The organism is Pseudomonas sp. NFACC05-1 (assembly GCF_900100135.1).
Taxonomy (GTDB): Bacteria; Pseudomonadota; Gammaproteobacteria; order Pseudomonadales; family Pseudomonadaceae; genus Aquipseudomonas; species Aquipseudomonas fluorescens_Q.
Window position 1 is genome coordinate 209,031 of sequence record NZ_FMTR01000007.1, and the last position, 15,107, is coordinate 224,137.

20 protein-coding genes are annotated in these 15,107 nt (G+C 61.4%); 6 read left to right on the forward strand and 14 right to left on the reverse strand.

Going from position 1 to position 15,107, the window contains the following annotated elements:
* Window positions 1–56: 56 nt before the first annotated feature.
* The 7 genes from BLO97_RS13880 to BLO97_RS13910 form a co-directional block, all read right to left on the reverse strand.
* Window positions 57–236: a con-10 family general stress protein gene (locus BLO97_RS13880; protein ID WP_003203031.1), complete on the reverse strand. Its 180-nt coding sequence runs from the start codon at window positions 234–236 to the stop codon at window positions 57–59.
* A 125-nt stretch (window positions 237–361) separates the two neighbouring features.
* Window positions 362–925 carry an ATP-dependent Clp protease proteolytic subunit gene (locus BLO97_RS13885; protein WP_014337800.1) on the reverse strand — a complete coding sequence of 188 codons (564 nt, stop codon included), beginning with the start codon at window positions 923–925 and terminating at the stop codon, window positions 362–364.
* A 117-nt stretch (window positions 926–1,042) separates the two neighbouring features.
* Entirely contained in the window at window positions 1,043–2,098 is a 1,056-nt protein-coding gene (locus BLO97_RS13890; protein WP_072347965.1) for a DNA topoisomerase IB, read from the reverse strand.
* Between the two features lie 185 nt (window positions 2,099–2,283).
* On the reverse strand, window positions 2,284–3,363 hold the full coding sequence (gene modC, locus BLO97_RS13895; RefSeq protein WP_092222778.1) for a molybdenum ABC transporter ATP-binding protein: 1,080 nt from the start codon (window positions 3,361–3,363) through the stop codon (window positions 2,284–2,286).
* Between the two features lie 3 nt (window positions 3,364–3,366).
* Window positions 3,367–4,047 carry a molybdate ABC transporter permease subunit gene (gene modB / locus BLO97_RS13900; RefSeq protein WP_063320611.1) on the reverse strand — a complete coding sequence of 227 codons (681 nt, stop codon included), beginning with the start codon at window positions 4,045–4,047 and terminating at the stop codon, window positions 3,367–3,369.
* 1 nt (window position 4,048) lies between these two features.
* A complete protein-coding gene (modA, locus tag BLO97_RS13905; RefSeq protein ID WP_092346270.1) occupies window positions 4,049–4,801 on the reverse strand; it encodes a molybdate ABC transporter substrate-binding protein in 753 nt (250 codons plus the stop codon).
* Window positions 4,802–4,929: 128 nt separating this feature from the next.
* Window positions 4,930–6,003: an NAD(P)H-dependent flavin oxidoreductase gene (locus BLO97_RS13910; RefSeq protein WP_063320613.1), complete on the reverse strand. Its 1,074-nt coding sequence runs from the start codon at window positions 6,001–6,003 to the stop codon at window positions 4,930–4,932.
* Between the two features lie 149 nt (window positions 6,004–6,152).
* On the opposite strand from BLO97_RS13910, the gene BLO97_RS13915 reads away from it, so the two are divergent.
* A complete protein-coding gene (locus BLO97_RS13915) occupies window positions 6,153–6,641 on the forward strand; it encodes a GyrI-like domain-containing protein (RefSeq protein ID WP_063320614.1) in 489 nt (162 codons plus the stop codon).
* Here the strand turns inward: BLO97_RS13915 and ada are convergent.
* The 5 genes from ada to BLO97_RS13940 all read right to left on the reverse strand — a co-directional run bounded on the left by ada (window position 6,605) and on the right by BLO97_RS13940 (window position 9,967).
* The gene (gene ada, locus BLO97_RS13920) at window positions 6,605–7,678 is read right to left on the reverse strand and encodes a bifunctional DNA-binding transcriptional regulator/O6-methylguanine-DNA methyltransferase Ada (protein ID WP_092346272.1); all 1,074 of its coding nucleotides are present in this window, start codon (window positions 7,676–7,678) and stop codon (window positions 6,605–6,607) included. The genes BLO97_RS13915 and ada overlap by 37 nt on opposite strands.
* Window positions 7,679–7,766: 88 nt before the next feature.
* Complete coding sequence (alkB, locus tag BLO97_RS13925; protein WP_371914897.1) at window positions 7,767–8,447, reverse strand: DNA oxidative demethylase AlkB; 681 nt, start codon at window positions 8,445–8,447, stop codon at window positions 7,767–7,769.
* The gene (locus BLO97_RS13930; protein WP_092346274.1) at window positions 8,434–9,162 is read right to left on the reverse strand and encodes a 2OG-Fe(II) oxygenase; all 729 of its coding nucleotides are present in this window, start codon (window positions 9,160–9,162) and stop codon (window positions 8,434–8,436) included. The genes alkB and BLO97_RS13930 overlap by 14 nt, the downstream gene beginning before the upstream one ends.
* Window positions 9,163–9,463: 301 nt before the next feature.
* Window positions 9,464–9,634, reverse strand: a complete 171-nt coding sequence (locus BLO97_RS31635) for a hypothetical protein (RefSeq protein WP_086936548.1) — start codon at window positions 9,632–9,634, stop codon at window positions 9,464–9,466.
* 30 nt (window positions 9,635–9,664) lie between these two features.
* Window positions 9,665–9,967, reverse strand: a complete 303-nt coding sequence (locus tag BLO97_RS13940; protein WP_003182962.1) for a DUF1883 domain-containing protein — start codon at window positions 9,965–9,967, stop codon at window positions 9,665–9,667.
* Window positions 9,968–10,170: 203 nt separating this feature from the next.
* Here BLO97_RS13940 and BLO97_RS13945 point away from each other — a divergent pair, with 203 nt between their 5' ends.
* Together BLO97_RS13945 and BLO97_RS13950 are read left to right on the forward strand one after the other, a co-directional pair.
* Window positions 10,171–10,521 carry a hypothetical protein gene (locus BLO97_RS13945; protein ID WP_003203007.1) on the forward strand — a complete coding sequence of 117 codons (351 nt, stop codon included), beginning with the start codon at window positions 10,171–10,173 and terminating at the stop codon, window positions 10,519–10,521.
* A gap of 109 nt (window positions 10,522–10,630) precedes the next feature.
* On the forward strand, window positions 10,631–10,861 hold the full coding sequence (locus tag BLO97_RS13950; protein WP_072348699.1) for a hypothetical protein: 231 nt from the start codon (window positions 10,631–10,633) through the stop codon (window positions 10,859–10,861).
* On the opposite strand, the gene BLO97_RS13955 is transcribed toward BLO97_RS13950, so the two are convergent.
* Both BLO97_RS13955 and BLO97_RS13960 read right to left on the reverse strand, forming a co-directional pair.
* Window positions 10,862–11,143: a hypothetical protein gene (locus BLO97_RS13955; RefSeq protein WP_063320618.1), complete on the reverse strand. Its 282-nt coding sequence runs from the start codon at window positions 11,141–11,143 to the stop codon at window positions 10,862–10,864. It abuts the gene before it with no gap.
* 126 nt (window positions 11,144–11,269) lie between these two features.
* Window positions 11,270–11,485, reverse strand: a complete 216-nt coding sequence (locus tag BLO97_RS13960) for a hypothetical protein (RefSeq protein ID WP_063320619.1) — start codon at window positions 11,483–11,485, stop codon at window positions 11,270–11,272.
* A 234-nt stretch (window positions 11,486–11,719) separates the two neighbouring features.
* Here BLO97_RS13960 and galU point away from each other — a divergent pair, with 234 nt between their 5' ends.
* From galU to ahpC, 3 genes are all read left to right on the forward strand, one after another.
* Window positions 11,720–12,559 carry a UTP--glucose-1-phosphate uridylyltransferase GalU gene (gene galU, locus BLO97_RS13965; RefSeq protein ID WP_003182953.1) on the forward strand — a complete coding sequence of 280 codons (840 nt, stop codon included), beginning with the start codon at window positions 11,720–11,722 and terminating at the stop codon, window positions 12,557–12,559.
* A 381-nt stretch (window positions 12,560–12,940) separates the two neighbouring features.
* On the forward strand, window positions 12,941–14,299 hold the full coding sequence (gorA, locus tag BLO97_RS13970; RefSeq protein ID WP_092346276.1) for a glutathione-disulfide reductase: 1,359 nt from the start codon (window positions 12,941–12,943) through the stop codon (window positions 14,297–14,299).
* 174 nt (window positions 14,300–14,473) lie between these two features.
* Entirely contained in the window at window positions 14,474–15,037 is a 564-nt protein-coding gene (ahpC, locus tag BLO97_RS13975; RefSeq protein WP_063320621.1) for an alkyl hydroperoxide reductase subunit C, read from the forward strand.
* Window positions 15,038–15,107 lie beyond the last annotated feature (70 nt).

Here is a 15,107-nt window from a genome sequence, read left to right on the forward strand (position 1 = left end):
AGCGAGAGCGGATAGCGCCGGGGCGCAGTACGTCTGCGCCCCAACGATTTGCGTGGTTACGATTTTCTGCCGCCGCCTTGGCTGCGTTCGCTACCTTTGTTACCGGCTCCAGTGCCTTTTTGCCGGTCGTTAGCAACGTTGCCGCCCGACGCTTGTCCGCCTTTCTTGCCGGCTTCCGATGCTTTTTCACGATCATTGGCGAAGTTGCCTGGGTTTTTGTTTCCGCTACTGGCCATTTCGAGAATCCTCATTTTGGTTGAGCGAGCAACGTGCCTCGCATTAGTTGGGAAAGAAAATGGCCGGGGGAAGTTTAAAAAAAACCGCTTGCTGGCGACGAATGGTCTGCCACCAGCCTTCACTTCTAATCCTCGCCACCGCTGACTTTCCAATGCTTGGCATCTGCCGGGAACACCACTTGCTCGACCCGATGGGCAATGCCGAAAGCCAGGGAGTTCTCCGCTGGAATCACCCGTTCCTCGGCACACAGGCATTTGAAAATATCCAGCTGCGTCGCCGCGCCAGCGGTTTCCTTGACGTAGATTTCCACGTAGCGCGCGACGTCGTTGTCCAGGCTGGACAGGTACTCGCGCAAGCGTGAGTGGTCCACCGACTTCTGGCCGAAGTACCAGTTCATCGGATGAATCAGGAAACGCGAGTGCGGGGTAGTGGTGCGGTCGCTGGCGGCCAGGTACATGACGATGCCCATCGACTCGATGTTGCCGGCGTTCACCGCACGTACCGGTACCGGCAGGGACTTGATGAAGGTGTAGAGGGTGAAGCCGAAGTTGGTGCTGCCACCGACTGTGGAGAGATTGAGCATCAGCGAGTCGGCGCCTTTCTCAATGGCCTCCAGGCAGTTATCGCGAAAGCGTTCCGTGGTTCCCTGATCGATCTGGCAATGAAAATGGACAATGTGTTCGGACATCTGAAACTCCTGTCGACTTCACCCTTTGCAAGTGCCTGCGGATCGGCTGTGCCGTACAGTTGGGAGTCCAGCGGTCTGCGGATGTTCCTCATCCGTGGCTGGCTGCCGGTGAGCGCATCAAGCCGGTTGCTGCTGTTCGCATTTCTGGGCAGCTTGCGTCATGCGCTGCAGGAATAACGCCAGCCCGGCTTCTTCTTCGCTGAGGCCTTTACGTGCCCGGGGTTTGGGTAACTGGGTCAGGGCACCGAGCAGGAAACTCTCCACCACCGCAGGATGAATGTAGCACTTGCGACAGACGGTCGGCGTGTTGCCCAGTTGTCGGGCGACTTGCCTGACCATCTCGGCGACATGCCTTTTGGCCTCGCTTTCGGTTTCCCAGCGCAGCGTCCGCAACCCGGCCAGAGCGGCTGCGCTGCCGGCCCAGGTGCGGTAGTCCTTGGCGGTGAAGTCAGCGCCAGTGAGGGTCTTGAGGTAGGCGTTGATGTCCGAAGAACTGATGGCGTGGCGTTCGCCGTGTTCGTCCAGGTACTGGAACAGGTTCTGCCCGGGGATCTCCTGGCAGCGCTTGATGATCCGCGCCAGGCGCCGGTCCTTCACGGTGATCTGGTGCTCGATGCCGCTCTTGCCACGGAACTGGAAGGCGATGGCGCTGCCGTTGACCTCGACATGTTTGTTGCGCAGGGTCGTCAGGCCATAGGAGCGATTGTCCCGGGCATATTGGCTGTTGCCGACGCGGATCAGGGTCGTGTCCAGCAGGGTGATGACCGTGGCCATGACTTTGTCGCGGCTGAACCCGGGCGTGGCGAGGATTTCCTCCAGGCGTTTGCGCAAGCGCGGCAGGGCCCGTCCGAATTCCAGCATCCGCGAATACTTGTCCGCATCACGGACCTCACGCCAGCGCGCATGGTAACGGTACTGCTTGCGTCCACGGGCATCGCGCCCGGTGGCCTGGAGATGGCCGCGCGGGTCGGTGCAGATCCAGACATCGGTATAGGCCGGTGGCACCGCCAGGGCATTGATGCGCTGGATCTCGGCTGCGTCGGTGATGCGCTGGCCTTGCGGGTCGAAATAACAGAACTTGCCACGCAATTTCTTGCGGGTGATGCCGGGGGCCGTGTCGTCGACGTAATGCAGGTCGGCCGGCAATGCATCCGGCGGCAGGGTGTCGGGCATGAAGAAAGTCCTTGGCAGCGAATCCGGTGGCCATGTGATCGATTGACCGCAGCCCGTTGCGGTCGTGCCAAGATTCTGCGGTTACCCGCAACCCCTGTGTGCGAGCTTGCTCGCGATAGCGGTGAATCAGCTTGCATCAATGTTGGATGCGTCGTCATCGCGAGCAAGCTCGCACACAAGGTGGACTACGCCAACACCGCCACCGCCTTGATCTGCGCCCACAGCAACTGCCCTGGATGCAGCTTGAGCTGATCGCGCGAATAGCGGGTGATGCGTGCCAGCAGCGGGGTGCCGGCGGCTTCCAGGCGGACCAGCACATGGGCGGTGTTGTCGGCGGCCTGTTCGCTGACCACGGTGACCGGCAGGCGATTGAGGATGCTGGTCTGGGCATCGTTCGCCAGGCTGAGGCTGACGTCCCGGGCCTGGACCTTGAAGCGCAGCGGCTGGCCGAGGGCCAGGGACGTGTGGGCCACGCGTACGTTCAGTTGGCTATCGGGCAGATTCAGGGTCAGCAGTTGATAAGCCGGGTCATAACCGCTGACCTTGCCCTCGATCACCACGCCGGCGTCGTCCCCCAAGGCCAATGGCAGGTCGAGCCGGGCCAGGGTTTCGCCGATCGGCCCACTGGCCAGCGCGCGACCGCCGTCGAGCAACACGATGTGATCGGCCAGGCGCGCCACTTCGTCCTGGGAATGGCTGACATACAGCACTGGAATGTCCAGCTCATCGTGGAGCCGTTGCAGGTACGGCAGGATTTCGTTTTTGCGCCGGGTATCGAGGGCCGCCAGCGGCTCATCCATCAGCAGCAGTTGCGGGCTGGTGAGCAAGGCGCGGGCGATGCCCACCCGCTGGCGCTCGCCGCCGGACAGGTTGTGCGGCTGCCGATCGAGCAAGTGGCCGATGCCCAGCAGTTCGGTCGCCTGTTGCATGTCCACCCGCCGTTGTGCCGGCGCGATGCGCTTGAGGCCGAACGCCAGGTTGGCCTGCACCGACAGATGGGCGAACAGGCTCGCCTCCTGGAACACATACCCCACCGGCCGTTTATGGGGCGGCATGAACACCGCGTGCTCACTGTCTTGCCAGACTTGGCCGTTGACCTCGATAAAACCCCGGGCCGGTCGCTCCAACCCGGCAATGCAGCGCAGGCAGGTGGTTTTACCGGAACCGGAAGGCCCATACAGTGCGGTCACGCCACGGCCGGGCAGTTGCACATCCAGGTCCAGGGAAAAAGCCCCGTGGTCGAGCTGAAAACGCGCCTGAATCATCGATCAACTCCAACCGGCACGGGTTCGGCGGCTGGAATACAGCGCCAGCAGCACCAGGAATGAAAACACCAGCATCGCCGCTGCCAGCCAGTGGGCCTGGGCGTATTCCAAGGCTTCGACATGGTCGTAGATCTGCACCGACACCACCCGGGTTTTCTCCGGAATGTTGCCGCCGATCATCAGCACCACGCCGAATTCGCCGACGGTGTGGGCAAAGCCGAGAATCGCCGCGGTGATGAAGCCGGGGCGGGCCAGGGGCAGGATGACGCTGAAAAACGTATCCCAAGGCCCGGCCCGCAGGGTAGCGGCGACTTCCAAGGGGCGACTGCCGATGGCGGCAAAGGCGTTCTGCAACGGCTGCACCACAAACGGCATGGAGTAGATCACCGAGCCGATCACCAGCCCGGTGAAGCTGAAGGTGAGGGTGCCCAGCCCGAGGGCCTGGGTGAATTGGCCGATCCAACCGTGCGGCCCCAACGCCAGCAACAGGTAGAAGCCGATCACCGTGGGTGGCAACACCAATGGCAATGCCACCACCGCGCCCACCGGCCCGCGCAGCCACGAGCGGGTGCGCGACAGCCATAAAGCGATGGGCGTGCCGATGAGCAGCAGGATCACCGTGGTCAAGGACGCCAGTTTGAGGGTCAGCCAGATGGCGGCATAGTCGGCGCTGGTCAGGGGCATTTTAGCGATGGTAACCGTAGGCTTGGACGATGGCGGCGGCTTTCGGGCCCTTGAGGTAATCCACCAAAGCCGCGGCAGCGGGGTTGTCCCGGCCCTTGCTGAGAATCACCGCGTCCTGTTTGATCGGGTCGTGCAGTTCGGCCGGGACGATCCACGCCGAGCCGCCCGTCACTCTGCCGTCCTTGTACACCTGGGACAAGGCGACGAAACCGAGTTCGGCGTTACCGGTGGAGACGAACTGATAGGCCTGGGTGATGTTCTGGCCTTCGACGAGCTTGCCTTTCACCTGCGCGGTCAAGCCGAGCTTGTCCAGCACCTGGGTCGCGGCGAGGCCGTAGGGTGCGGCTTTCGGGTTGGCAATGGACAGGTGCTGGAAGTCGTTGTGCTTGAGGACCTGCCCCGTGCCATCGACATAACCCTCTTTGGCTGACCACAGCGCCAGGGTGCCGACGGCGTAGGTGAAGCGCGAGCCCTTGACGGTGTCGCCCTCGCTCTCGAGTCTGGCCGGGGTGGTGTCGTCGGCGGCGAGGAAAACTTCGAATGGCGCGCCGTTCTTGATCTGCGTGTAGAACTGCCCGGTGGCGCCGTAAGCCGCCACCAATTTATGCCCGGTGTCTTTTTCGAAGTCGGCGGCGATGGCCTGGATCGGTGCGGTGAAATTGGCGGCGACCGCCACCTGCACCTCGGCGGCCTGGACGGCGCCAATAGTCAGGAACGGGATCAACAGCAACGGCGCGAAGCGGGTGAGGCGCATAGGTGAGGCTCCGAGGGCAGGTTCGCTATATACCGGAATATATAGCGAATGGCCGACAAACGGAACGTGGCATTTTGCCTGGGGAGCGAGGGAGCAAGCGATGGCGGCCTGACAGGCGATGACGGCTGTCAGGACCGCCCACGATTGTTGAATCGGGCCAATGCCTCTTCAGCCAACCGCCGGGTCAACTCGGCGCTCGACAGTTCGCGGCCCAGGGGAAACGCCTGGCCGGCCCACAGGTTGCTGAAGTCCGCTTCATCCTTGGCGCGCAGCGGCATCAACGCGCCGCCCGCCAGGGGAAAGGCCGGTGCGAGCGGGCTCATCGGGCCCACTTCGCGCATCACCCGGTTGACGATGCCTCGGGCCGGGCGCCCAGTGAACAGGTTGGTAACAGCGGTCTGGCTTTCCTTGGCCGTGCGCAACGCGCGGTGATGGGAAGCGCTGATCTTCGCCTCGGGGGTGAACAGATAGGCGCTGCCCAGTTGCACCGCCGAGGCGCCCAGGGCGAACGCCGCGACGATCCCCCGTGCATCGCCAATGCCGCCGGTGGCGATCACCGGCACCTTCACCGCATCCACCACCTGCGGCAGCAAGGCAAACAGCCCGACTTGGGTGTTGAGGTCGTCGCTGAGGAACATCCCGCGATGACCACCGGCTTCGTAACCCATGGCAATGATCGCATCGCAACCATGCTGTTCCAGCCAGATGGCCTCCTCGACGGTAGTGGCCGAGGAAAGGATTTTCGCGCCAGTGGCCTTCACCCGATCCAGCAAGGATTTTTCCGGCAGGCCGAAATGAAAACTGACCACTTTGGGACGCATCTCTTCCAACACCTGGCAGGCGGCATCATCGAAGGGGGTGCGGTTGGACACCGGGGTCGGCGCGTCGAAGTCGACGCCCAGTTCCTGGTAGTACGGCTTGAGCCGTTGCTTCCAGGCCGCGGCCCGCTGTTCGTCGAAGGCCGGGGGCTGGTGACAGAAAAAATTCACGTTGAACGGCTTGTCGGTTTGCTCGCCGATGGTCGTCAGCGCCTGGCGCAGTTGTTCGACATCGAGCATCGCCGCCGGCATCGAACCCAGCCCGCCGGCATTGCACGTCGCGACCACCATGGCCGGCCCGGTCACCCCGGCCAGCGGCCCCTGAATGATGGGCAGCTCGATACCGAGCAGGTCAAGAATGCGAGTGTCTGGCCACTGGCTCATGGGCGGGGTCTCCGACGGCAGAAGGAAACAGCGGTTTTAGCAGGTGTGGACCGGCGAGGGCCAGTCGAGTTTTTCAATCGAGCGCTGCAACTTGATCCCGACGGTGGGAGGGTTACCATGCGGGCTTCATACATCAAGGAGCCCGATCCATGGACGTGAAACTCAAGACCGTCGAACCCTTCACCGTGGCCGGCCTGCAGGTGCGCACCCGCAACACCGACGAGCAGCAGCCCGGCACCGCCCGAATCGGCCCGATGTGGCAGCAGTTCTTCAACGAAGGGCTGTTCGACACGATTCCGGCCCGGCAGTCGGAGTCGTTCGTCTACGGGGTGTATTCCAACTACGAGTCCGACGCCACCGGCCACTTCGATGTGACGGCCGGGGTGCAGGTGGATGCGACCAGCGCAGGCTATCCCGCCGTGGACATCGAGGGTGGCGACTACCTGGTGTTTTCGGCCAAGGGGCCGATGCCCGACTGCGTGATCCAGACCTGGGGCCTGATCTGGGCGTACTTCGCGGATAACCCGCAGACATTGCGCCGTTTCACCACCGATTTCGAGGTCTACAGCGGCCCCGACTCGGTGGCGATCTACATCGGCATTCAATCCCCGGATGAGCGCTCCAGCGCCAGCAACTGACGCTTGCGTTCCACGCCCCAGCGATAGCCCGACAGGTTGCCGTCGCTGCGTACCACCCGATGGCAAGGGATCGCCACCGCCAGGCTGTTGGCGCCGCAGGCCTGGGCCACGGCGCGCACGGCCTTGGGCATGCCGATGCGCTGGGCGATCTCGGCATAGCTGGCGGTGCTGCCTGCGGGAATGTCCCGCAAGGCTTGCCAGACCCGCTCCTGAAAGGCAGTGCCGCGCAGGTCCAAGGGCAGGTCCAAGCCTAAGGCCGGTGCTTCGATGAAGCCAACCACCTGGGCGATCAACTGCTCGAACTCGCGGTCGGCGCCAATGAGGTTGGCGCGGCGGAACTTGTCTTGCAGGTCGCGCACCAACGCGTCCGGGTCGTCCCCCAGCAGGATCGCACACACGCCACGCGCGCTTTGCGCCACCAGGATTGCCCCGAGGGAGCATTGGCCGACGGCGAAACGAATGTCGGTGTTCTGCCCGGCGGCGCGGTAGTCGGCGGGTTTCATGCCCAACACCTTGTCGGCAGCCTCATAAAAGCGGCTGTTGGAGTTGAAACCGGCGTCGTACAGCGCCTCGGTGATGCTGCCGCCATCGGCCAGGCGTTCGCGAACCTTGCGTGAGCGGTGGGCGGCGGCATAACCCTTGGGGGTCAGGCCGGTGACAGCCTTGAAGACCCGATGAAAATGGAACGGGCTCAAGCCCGCGCTTTCTGCCAGCTCATTCAGGCCAGGCAGTTGCTCGGCCGCCTCGATTTGCCGGCAAGCGGCGGCAACCCGTGCCGCTTGTTGGGCGGCGATCTGGGTCTGGTCCCGGGCTACGCGCTTGCTGGGCCGATAACCGGCGGCCTGGGCCTGTTCCGGCGTGTCGAAGAACTCGACGTTGCGCGGGTTGGGCAGGCGCGACAGGCTGCTGGGGTGGCAATAGATGCCAGTGGTTTTTACGCCATAGACGAAGGTGCCGTCGGCGCGTGGATCCCGGGCGAGCACGGCGGCCCAGCGCGGATCCAGTTCAGGGGCGAGATTGTTCGAAGTGCTGTTCATGGTCGTTATGTCCATTGGCCCGTTTTGGCTACAGTAGCGAGCCTGGGGAGCGGCGACACTCCGGGTCTTGCGGTTGAATTCTGCACCTTCATCCGGCGGTGCGAAACGTCAGGTTGATGCGCTGGGCGCCCAGGCGCGGATGCTCTCCCGCCTTGAGCGGCAGCACGCCGTGGTAACGCAACCGGTCCACGCCGCCCCAGACCACGATGTCACCATGGAACAGTGGCACACGCAGGCTTTTGTCGCTGCGCTCGAACCCGCCGAACTGAAACATTGCCGGCAGGCCCAGGGACATCGAGACGATAGGGGCGCTGAGTTGGCGTTCGTTTTTATCTTGATGCAACGACATCCGTGCGCCGGGCACGTAGCGGTTGATCAGGCAGGAGTCCGGCTCGAAATGCTCGAACCGTGCCTGCCGGGCGGCGGCCTGGGCCAGTTCGCGAAACACCGCCGGCATGGCGGGCCAGGGGTGGCCGGTCTGAGGATCAACGGCGCTATAGCGATAGCCGCTGCGGTCGGTGGTCCAGCCCAGCGTGCCACAACTGCTCAAGGCCACCGACATGGTAAAGCCGCCAGGTGTGACCATCTGCCGGAACGGCGCGGCCTGCAACACGGTTTCCAGGGCCGGCAGCAAACGGTCGAGCCAGGGCAGGGCAAAGCCACGCAACACGAACGATTGCGGGCCAATCTGTTCGACCTGGCCGGGCGTTGTCGGCGTCTCGTCGGCGAACAGGTCCAGGGTGATCGGGTTGTCGTCATTGCGCATCATGAAAAATGATTCCCAAGGTGTGCCGCCTACCGTCGTGCACGCGGCTGACGCCATGGCGCATGTTCACTCGATAATAACCGCGAACGCCTTTGACGGGCCGCTGATGCACCGCGAACACCACTGCGTCACCCTGTTTCAGATCGATGACCTGCGGCCGCGACTGCATGCGCGGACGTTGTTCGGTCAGCACGAACTCGCCCCCGGTAAAGTCCTGGCCCGGTGCCGACAGCAGGATCGCGACCTGCAGCGGGAACACCTGCTCGCCGTACAGATCCTGGTGCAGGCAGTTGTAGTCCTGGGGGCCGTATTGCAGCAACAATGGCGTCGGGCGTTGCTGCCCGGCGGCATGGCAGCGCTGGATGAAATCGGCATGCCGGTCGGGATAGCGCACCTCTAGGCCCATGCACGCGTTCCAGCGGTTGGCCAGCGGTACCAGCAGCGGATACAACGACTGACGCAGTTGCTGGACGAGGTCAGGCAGCGGGTAACGAAAATACTGATACTCGCCGCGCCCGAATCCATGGCGGGCCATGATCACCCGTGAACGAAAAAGCCCGCTCTCTGCGTACAGACCACTGAGCATTCGACATTGCGTGGCGGGCAGCAGGTTGTGGATGAGCGCGCTGCCGTCCTGCTCGAGACTGTGTTCCAGGGCCGACCAATCCAGTTGATTTATTCGTTGGGTCAGTGAGGGCAGATGCGGGGGAGTGGGCATGATGACAATCCTTGGTGCAAAGGATTGGTCAGTCTGGAGGGTGTTTCGTTGGTCAGCACTCCGGTTCTTGCGATGCATCAATGTCCTGAGTCACTCCCGTCAGCAGGCACGACAAATCCCCTGTGGCGAGGGAGCTTGCTCCCGCTCGACTGCGCAGCAGTCGTAAAACCTGCCAGCGCGGTCTGCCTGCAAGAATGCACCAGGCAATTGGGGCGGCTTCGCCGCCCAGCGGGAGCAAGCTCCCTCGCCACAAAAGCATCGTGCCCGCCCTGGTGCCACAAACATTTATCAGGGTGAGTCTTTACAGCGCCTTGCTGACACTGACGTTGCTAATCACATCGTCGGTTTCGCCATGCAGCTTTTGCAACGCGGCTCGGGCTTCTTCCTCGGTGCCGGTTTCCAGTTGCGCGAATTCGAAGCGGCGTTCGTCGTTGAGCTTGTACTTGATGACGTATTTGGTCGTCTGGGCCACGGTTTTGCCTGTCTTGAAAGTGGGCGAGGCTCAGCTCAGCTTCGAGCTGGAACGCCGGATGATTTTGATCTTGTGGGTCAGGGTCGGCTTGCGCGTGACGCTGATTGCACGGCGGTTGACGGTGTCGATGGTGATGTTCCAGAAACCGGTGCTAGGGGCAGTGATCCGAGCCGGGAAAGTGTCGAACGCGCCGCCGTGATACGTGTGCCGACCGCCGTTCTTGAAACTACGGAAGTTGGCGTCGTTCATCAAACGGATGTTGCACATTTGGGAGCATTCGATGACGACAATGTCGTCTTCGTTCAGGTGCTCGCGCTGGTGGATGAATTTCATGGGCGCCTCCAGAAGGGCTTTTTCTACAAAATCAAAACGATAGCAAGGGGCAATGATGCGCAGTTTATCAGCCCCGAGTGTTAATATCCGGCCCGCGCTCCAGGCTTTGTTCATTTATTGCAGGTTGCGGGAAAAATAAAGCTGTGTGGCACCGGAGAAAAACGGGGCCTGCACTGTCGGAGGATCTTTATCGGAGGAATCATATGAAGCGCAGCGTGTGGGTGTTGGCATTGGCCATGAGTGGATGTGCATCGGTATCGGACATCAACCAGACGCCCCCCACCATGAGCGTCATCTCCGGAAAGAAACCTCACGAATATGCCAAGTGTGTTTCCGACAAGCTGGCCAAAAGCCGTGGTCCGCTGCAAGTGGAGCCACACAAGAATGGTGTTCGACTGATCGTCCCGGGCAAACTGTCGACCCTGCCGGCGGCGGTGTTCGATATTGACGAGCGCTCCAGCGGCAGCAGCATCAAGCTGCACGAAAGCATGTCCAATGTACCGGTGCGTCCGGGCGACGTGCAGGATGCGGCCAACGCCTGCATTTCCGGCTGATCACATTCCGCGCCTGACGAGCGGACCGGGCATCGGATAAACTACTGCCCTCGACAAAAGATGCCGCCACGGTTCACGTTGGCGGCATTGTCATTTATGGAGCCAGTCGATGAAACGCGAGCAGGTGCGCGAGCGCCATGCAGAAGGTCTTATCTGTGCCACCCACGTGATCCAGAACCCGGCGAGCCCGGGCGAATGGATCGTGTTCTTCAAGAAAAGCGCCGGGCGCAGTTTTTTCCTGGTGGATGACCAGGACGAAGTGGAGTCCTTCAGCCGTCTTGATGAACTGATCGAAACCTTGCGCGGGCTGGGCATCAAGTTTGCCGAGATCCACATTTGATTACTTGCAGACCACCACGACACTGCGGCTGGTGAAGTTACCGACGTCGACGCCCAGGGTCTTCTCGCTTTCCTTGGCCTGGGGTGTGCCGTCGGTGCCGACAATGCGGTAGCCAGTGCCGGCACAGGACGCGTCAGCCTTTTCGTAGCACGTCGCCCAGGAGTTGGCCTCGCCCGAGCAGTCGATGGCCAAGCCTTGCTCGCCGTTATCGAGATAGGTTTTTTCGGCCGAGGCACAGCCCGCCAGGGCCAGGACTGTAAACAGTGCCAGAAGTGTCTTCATGGGATCGTCATCGAGAAGGGAAGGGCAACGGCGAGATTATAGCGAATGGCCATTGCGGTACAGCTAAAGTACAGCTGAACCAGCCTCGTTCAATGCCCGGGTGGCATCTACTAGAGGCTCGTCTGGTTATTTCTTGCGGCGGGGGCTGCGTGCGGGAGCGGTGTCGCGTTCTTTCGCCGCCGGGGCAGCGCGCTCATCCTGGAATACCGCGGCCACTTCCACCGCCATGGCCTTGCTGGGCAAGGGACCGGCGACCTGCTCGCCGTGGTAGTTGATAATCCACCACTGGCCGTCCTTGCCCTGGCTGACCGAATAGCCGTTTGCGTTTCTTGTTACCGACATCTAGCTGCCTCATTGGCGTGATCAAGGGCGCCATGATACGTCAAATGCTCGCAAACAGCGCCTACTGGCGTACAGTGGGTCTGCTGCAGCCATCGAAACGAAAGGCGATTGAACTATCCGCCGTTTTTTATTTCTCTATGATGGCACCGGTTGGCCAGTGCGGGCATTGTAAGGTGCCCGTCGCCTGATTAGACTGCGCCGAAACTCGTACACACCGCCTTTTCAAGGACTTATATGATCAAGAAATGCTTGTTCCCAGCAGCCGGTTACGGTACTCGCTTCCTGCCAGCGACTAAAGCCATGCCCAAAGAAATGCTGCCGGTGGTGAACAAGCCACTGATCCAGTACGGCGTCGAAGAAGCCCTCGATGCGGGCCTGACGGAAATTTCCATCGTCACCGGCCGCGGCAAACGCGCCCTGGAAGACCATTTCGACATCAGCTACGAGCTGGAGAATCAGATCAAGGGCACCGACAAGGAAAAATACCTGGTCGGTATCCGCAAACTGCTGGATGAGTGCTCGTTCTCCTACACCCGCCAGACTGAAATGAAAGGCCTGGGTCACGCGATCCTGACCGGCCGCCCACTGATCGGTGACGAACCGTTTGCCGTGGTCCTGGCGGACGACCTGTGCGTCAACCTCGAAGGCGACGGCGTACTGACGCAGATGGTCAAGCTGTACAAGCAGTTCCGCTGTTCCATCGTGGCGATCCAGGAAGTCGATCCGCAGGAAACCAACAAGTACGGCGTGATTGCTGGCGAAATGATCCGTGACGACATCTACCGCGTTCACAGCATGGTTGAAAAACCAAAACCTGAAGACGCACCGTCGAACCTGGCGATCATCGGTCGCTACATCCTGACCCCGGACATCTTCGACCTGATCGAACAGACCGAGCCAGGCAAGGGCGGCGAAATCCAGATCACCGACGCTCTGATGAAACAGGCCCAGAACGGCTGTGTCATGGCCTACAAGTTCAAAGGCAAGCGTTTCGACTGCGGTGGCGCCGAAGGCTACATCGACGCGACCAACTTCTGCTTCGAGAACTTCTACAAGACCGGCAAGGCTTACTGATAGCCTGCGCCGCGCCTTGAAAAACGCCCCGACTGGTTCGGGGCGTTTTTTTTTGGAAAATCACCAGGCAGTTCAAGCCCGATAGGCACACAGAACCCTGTGGCGAGGGGATTTATCCCCGCTGGGCTGCGCAGCAGCCCCAACATCCGGATGCGATCAGCCTGATACACCGCCGTTGCAGGCTTTAGGACTGCTGCGCAGCCCAACGGGGATAAATCCCCTCGCCACAAGTGGGTGAGGCAGGCCTTGGTTCGTCGCTCAGCCACAAGAAGGTGGTCGCGAAGTCCGGCTGGCTTTTTCACTTTCCGCCCCCATAACCATCGCAACGCTGCCTCAGGCGAAAACAGCAGGTATGCTGATGACCTGCCGAAGGAGATAGAAATGGCCTACGATTTTGACTTGTATGTGATTGGCGCCGGTTCCGGCGGTGTGCGGGCTGCACGGTTTGCCGCCGGTTTCGGCGCCAAGGTGGCTGTGGCGGAGAGCCGCTACCTGGGCGGGACCTGCGTGAACGTGGGCTGCGTGCCGAAAAAACTGCTGGTCTACGGCGCGCACTACGCCGAGGACTTCGAGCAGGCGTCGGCCTATGGCTGGACGGCGGGCGAGGCAAGTTTCGACTGGGCCACGCTGATCGCCAACAAGGACCGGGAAATCAATCGCCTCAACGGGATTTATCGCAACCTGCTGGTCAACAGCGGCGTCGTACTGCACGAAGGCCACGCCAGGATCACCGGGCCCCATGAGGTCGAGATCAACGGCCAGCGCTACACCGCCAAACACATCCTGGTCGCCACGGGTGGGTGGCCGGTGATCCCGGACATTCCGGGGCGCGAGCATGCCATCAGCTCCAACGAAGCGTTCTTTCTCAAGGAACTGCCCAAGCGCGTCATCGTCGTGGGCGGCGGCTACATCGCGGTGGAGTTCGCCGGGATTTTCCACGGCATGGGCGCGCAGACATCGTTGCTATATCGCGGCGGACTGTTCCTGCGCGGCTTTGACGGTGCGGTGCGCAAGCACCTGGCAGAAGAACTGACCCGCCGTGGCCTGGATCTGCAATTCGACGCTGACATCAAATGCATCGAAAAACTGGACGATGGCAGCCTGAGGGTCGAGCTCAAGAATGGCCAAACGCTGCTCACCGATTGCGTGTTCTACGCCACCGGCCGGCGGCCGATGCTCGATAATCTTGGCTTGGAGAACACCGCGGTCACGGTGGACGAGAAAGGGTTTGTCCAGGTCAACGAAAAATACGAGACCACCGAGCCGTCGATCCTGGCCATTGGCGATGTGATCGGTCGTGTCCAGCTCACACCCGTGGCCCTGGCCGAGGGCATGGCGGTTGCGCGACGTCTGTTCAAGCCCGAGCAATATCGCCTGGTGGATTACCGGATGATCCCCACCGCCGTGTTCAGCCTGCCGAATATCGGCACGGTTGGCCTGACGGAAGAGCAGGCCCGGGAAGAAGGCCATGAGGTGCAGATTTTCGAAAGCCGCTTCCGGCCGATGAAACTGAGCTTGACCGACTGCCAGGAGCGCACGCTGATGAAACTGGTGGTGGATGCCCGGACTGACAAGGTGCTGGGTTGCCACATGGTCGGGCCGGATGCCGGGGAAATCGTCCAGGGCCTGGCCATTGCGCTCAAGGCTGGCGCCACCAAGCGTGACTTCGACGAAACCATCGGCGTGCATCCGACAGCTGCCGAAGAATTCGTGACGATGCGTACGCCCGTCGCCTCCTGATCACCGGACGAACATATGGCGGGCGAGCCGGCTCGCCATATTAAGTTTTCTTCTATCTATTTAGCTGCTGATAGCCAAAACCAATCATTCACATCAGGTTTGCCAATGAGCCAGCCTGGGGATGAGTGGTTAAGATCCTCTCCATCAACTTTCAACCCTGACGGAGAAACATCGATGCCTATCATCAACAGCCAAGTTAAACCGTTCAACGCTACCGCCTTCAAAAATGGCGAATTCGTCGAAGTATCGGACGCCAACCTGAAAGGCAAGTGGTCTGTCGTGTTCTTCTACCCGGCTGACTTCACCTTCGTTTGCCCAACCGAGCTGGAAGACCTGGCCGACAACTACGCCGAATTCAAGAAGCTGGGCGTCGAGATCTACAGCGTTTCCACCGACACTCACTTCGCCCACGCTGCCTGGCACAACACTTCGCCAGCCATCGGCAAGATCCAGTACACCATGATCGGCGACCCGACCCACGTCATCTCCCGCAACTTCGACGTGCTGATCGAAGAAGTCGGCCTGGCTGACCGCGGTACTTTCGTGATCAACCCAGAAGGCCAGATCAAGATCGTCGAGATCAACGACGGTGGTGTCGGCCGTGACGCTTCCGAGCTGTTGCGCAAGGTCAAGGCCGCCCAGTACGTCGCCGCTCACCCGGGCGAAGTCTGCCCAGCCAAGTGGAAAGAAGGCGAGGCCACCCTGGCTCCGTCCCTGGACCTGGTCGGCAAGATCTAAGACCGTGAGTCCCTTGAGGGCGGTCATCCGCACCTAAGCAAGCTGCACCGCCCACAAAAAACGCCCGGGC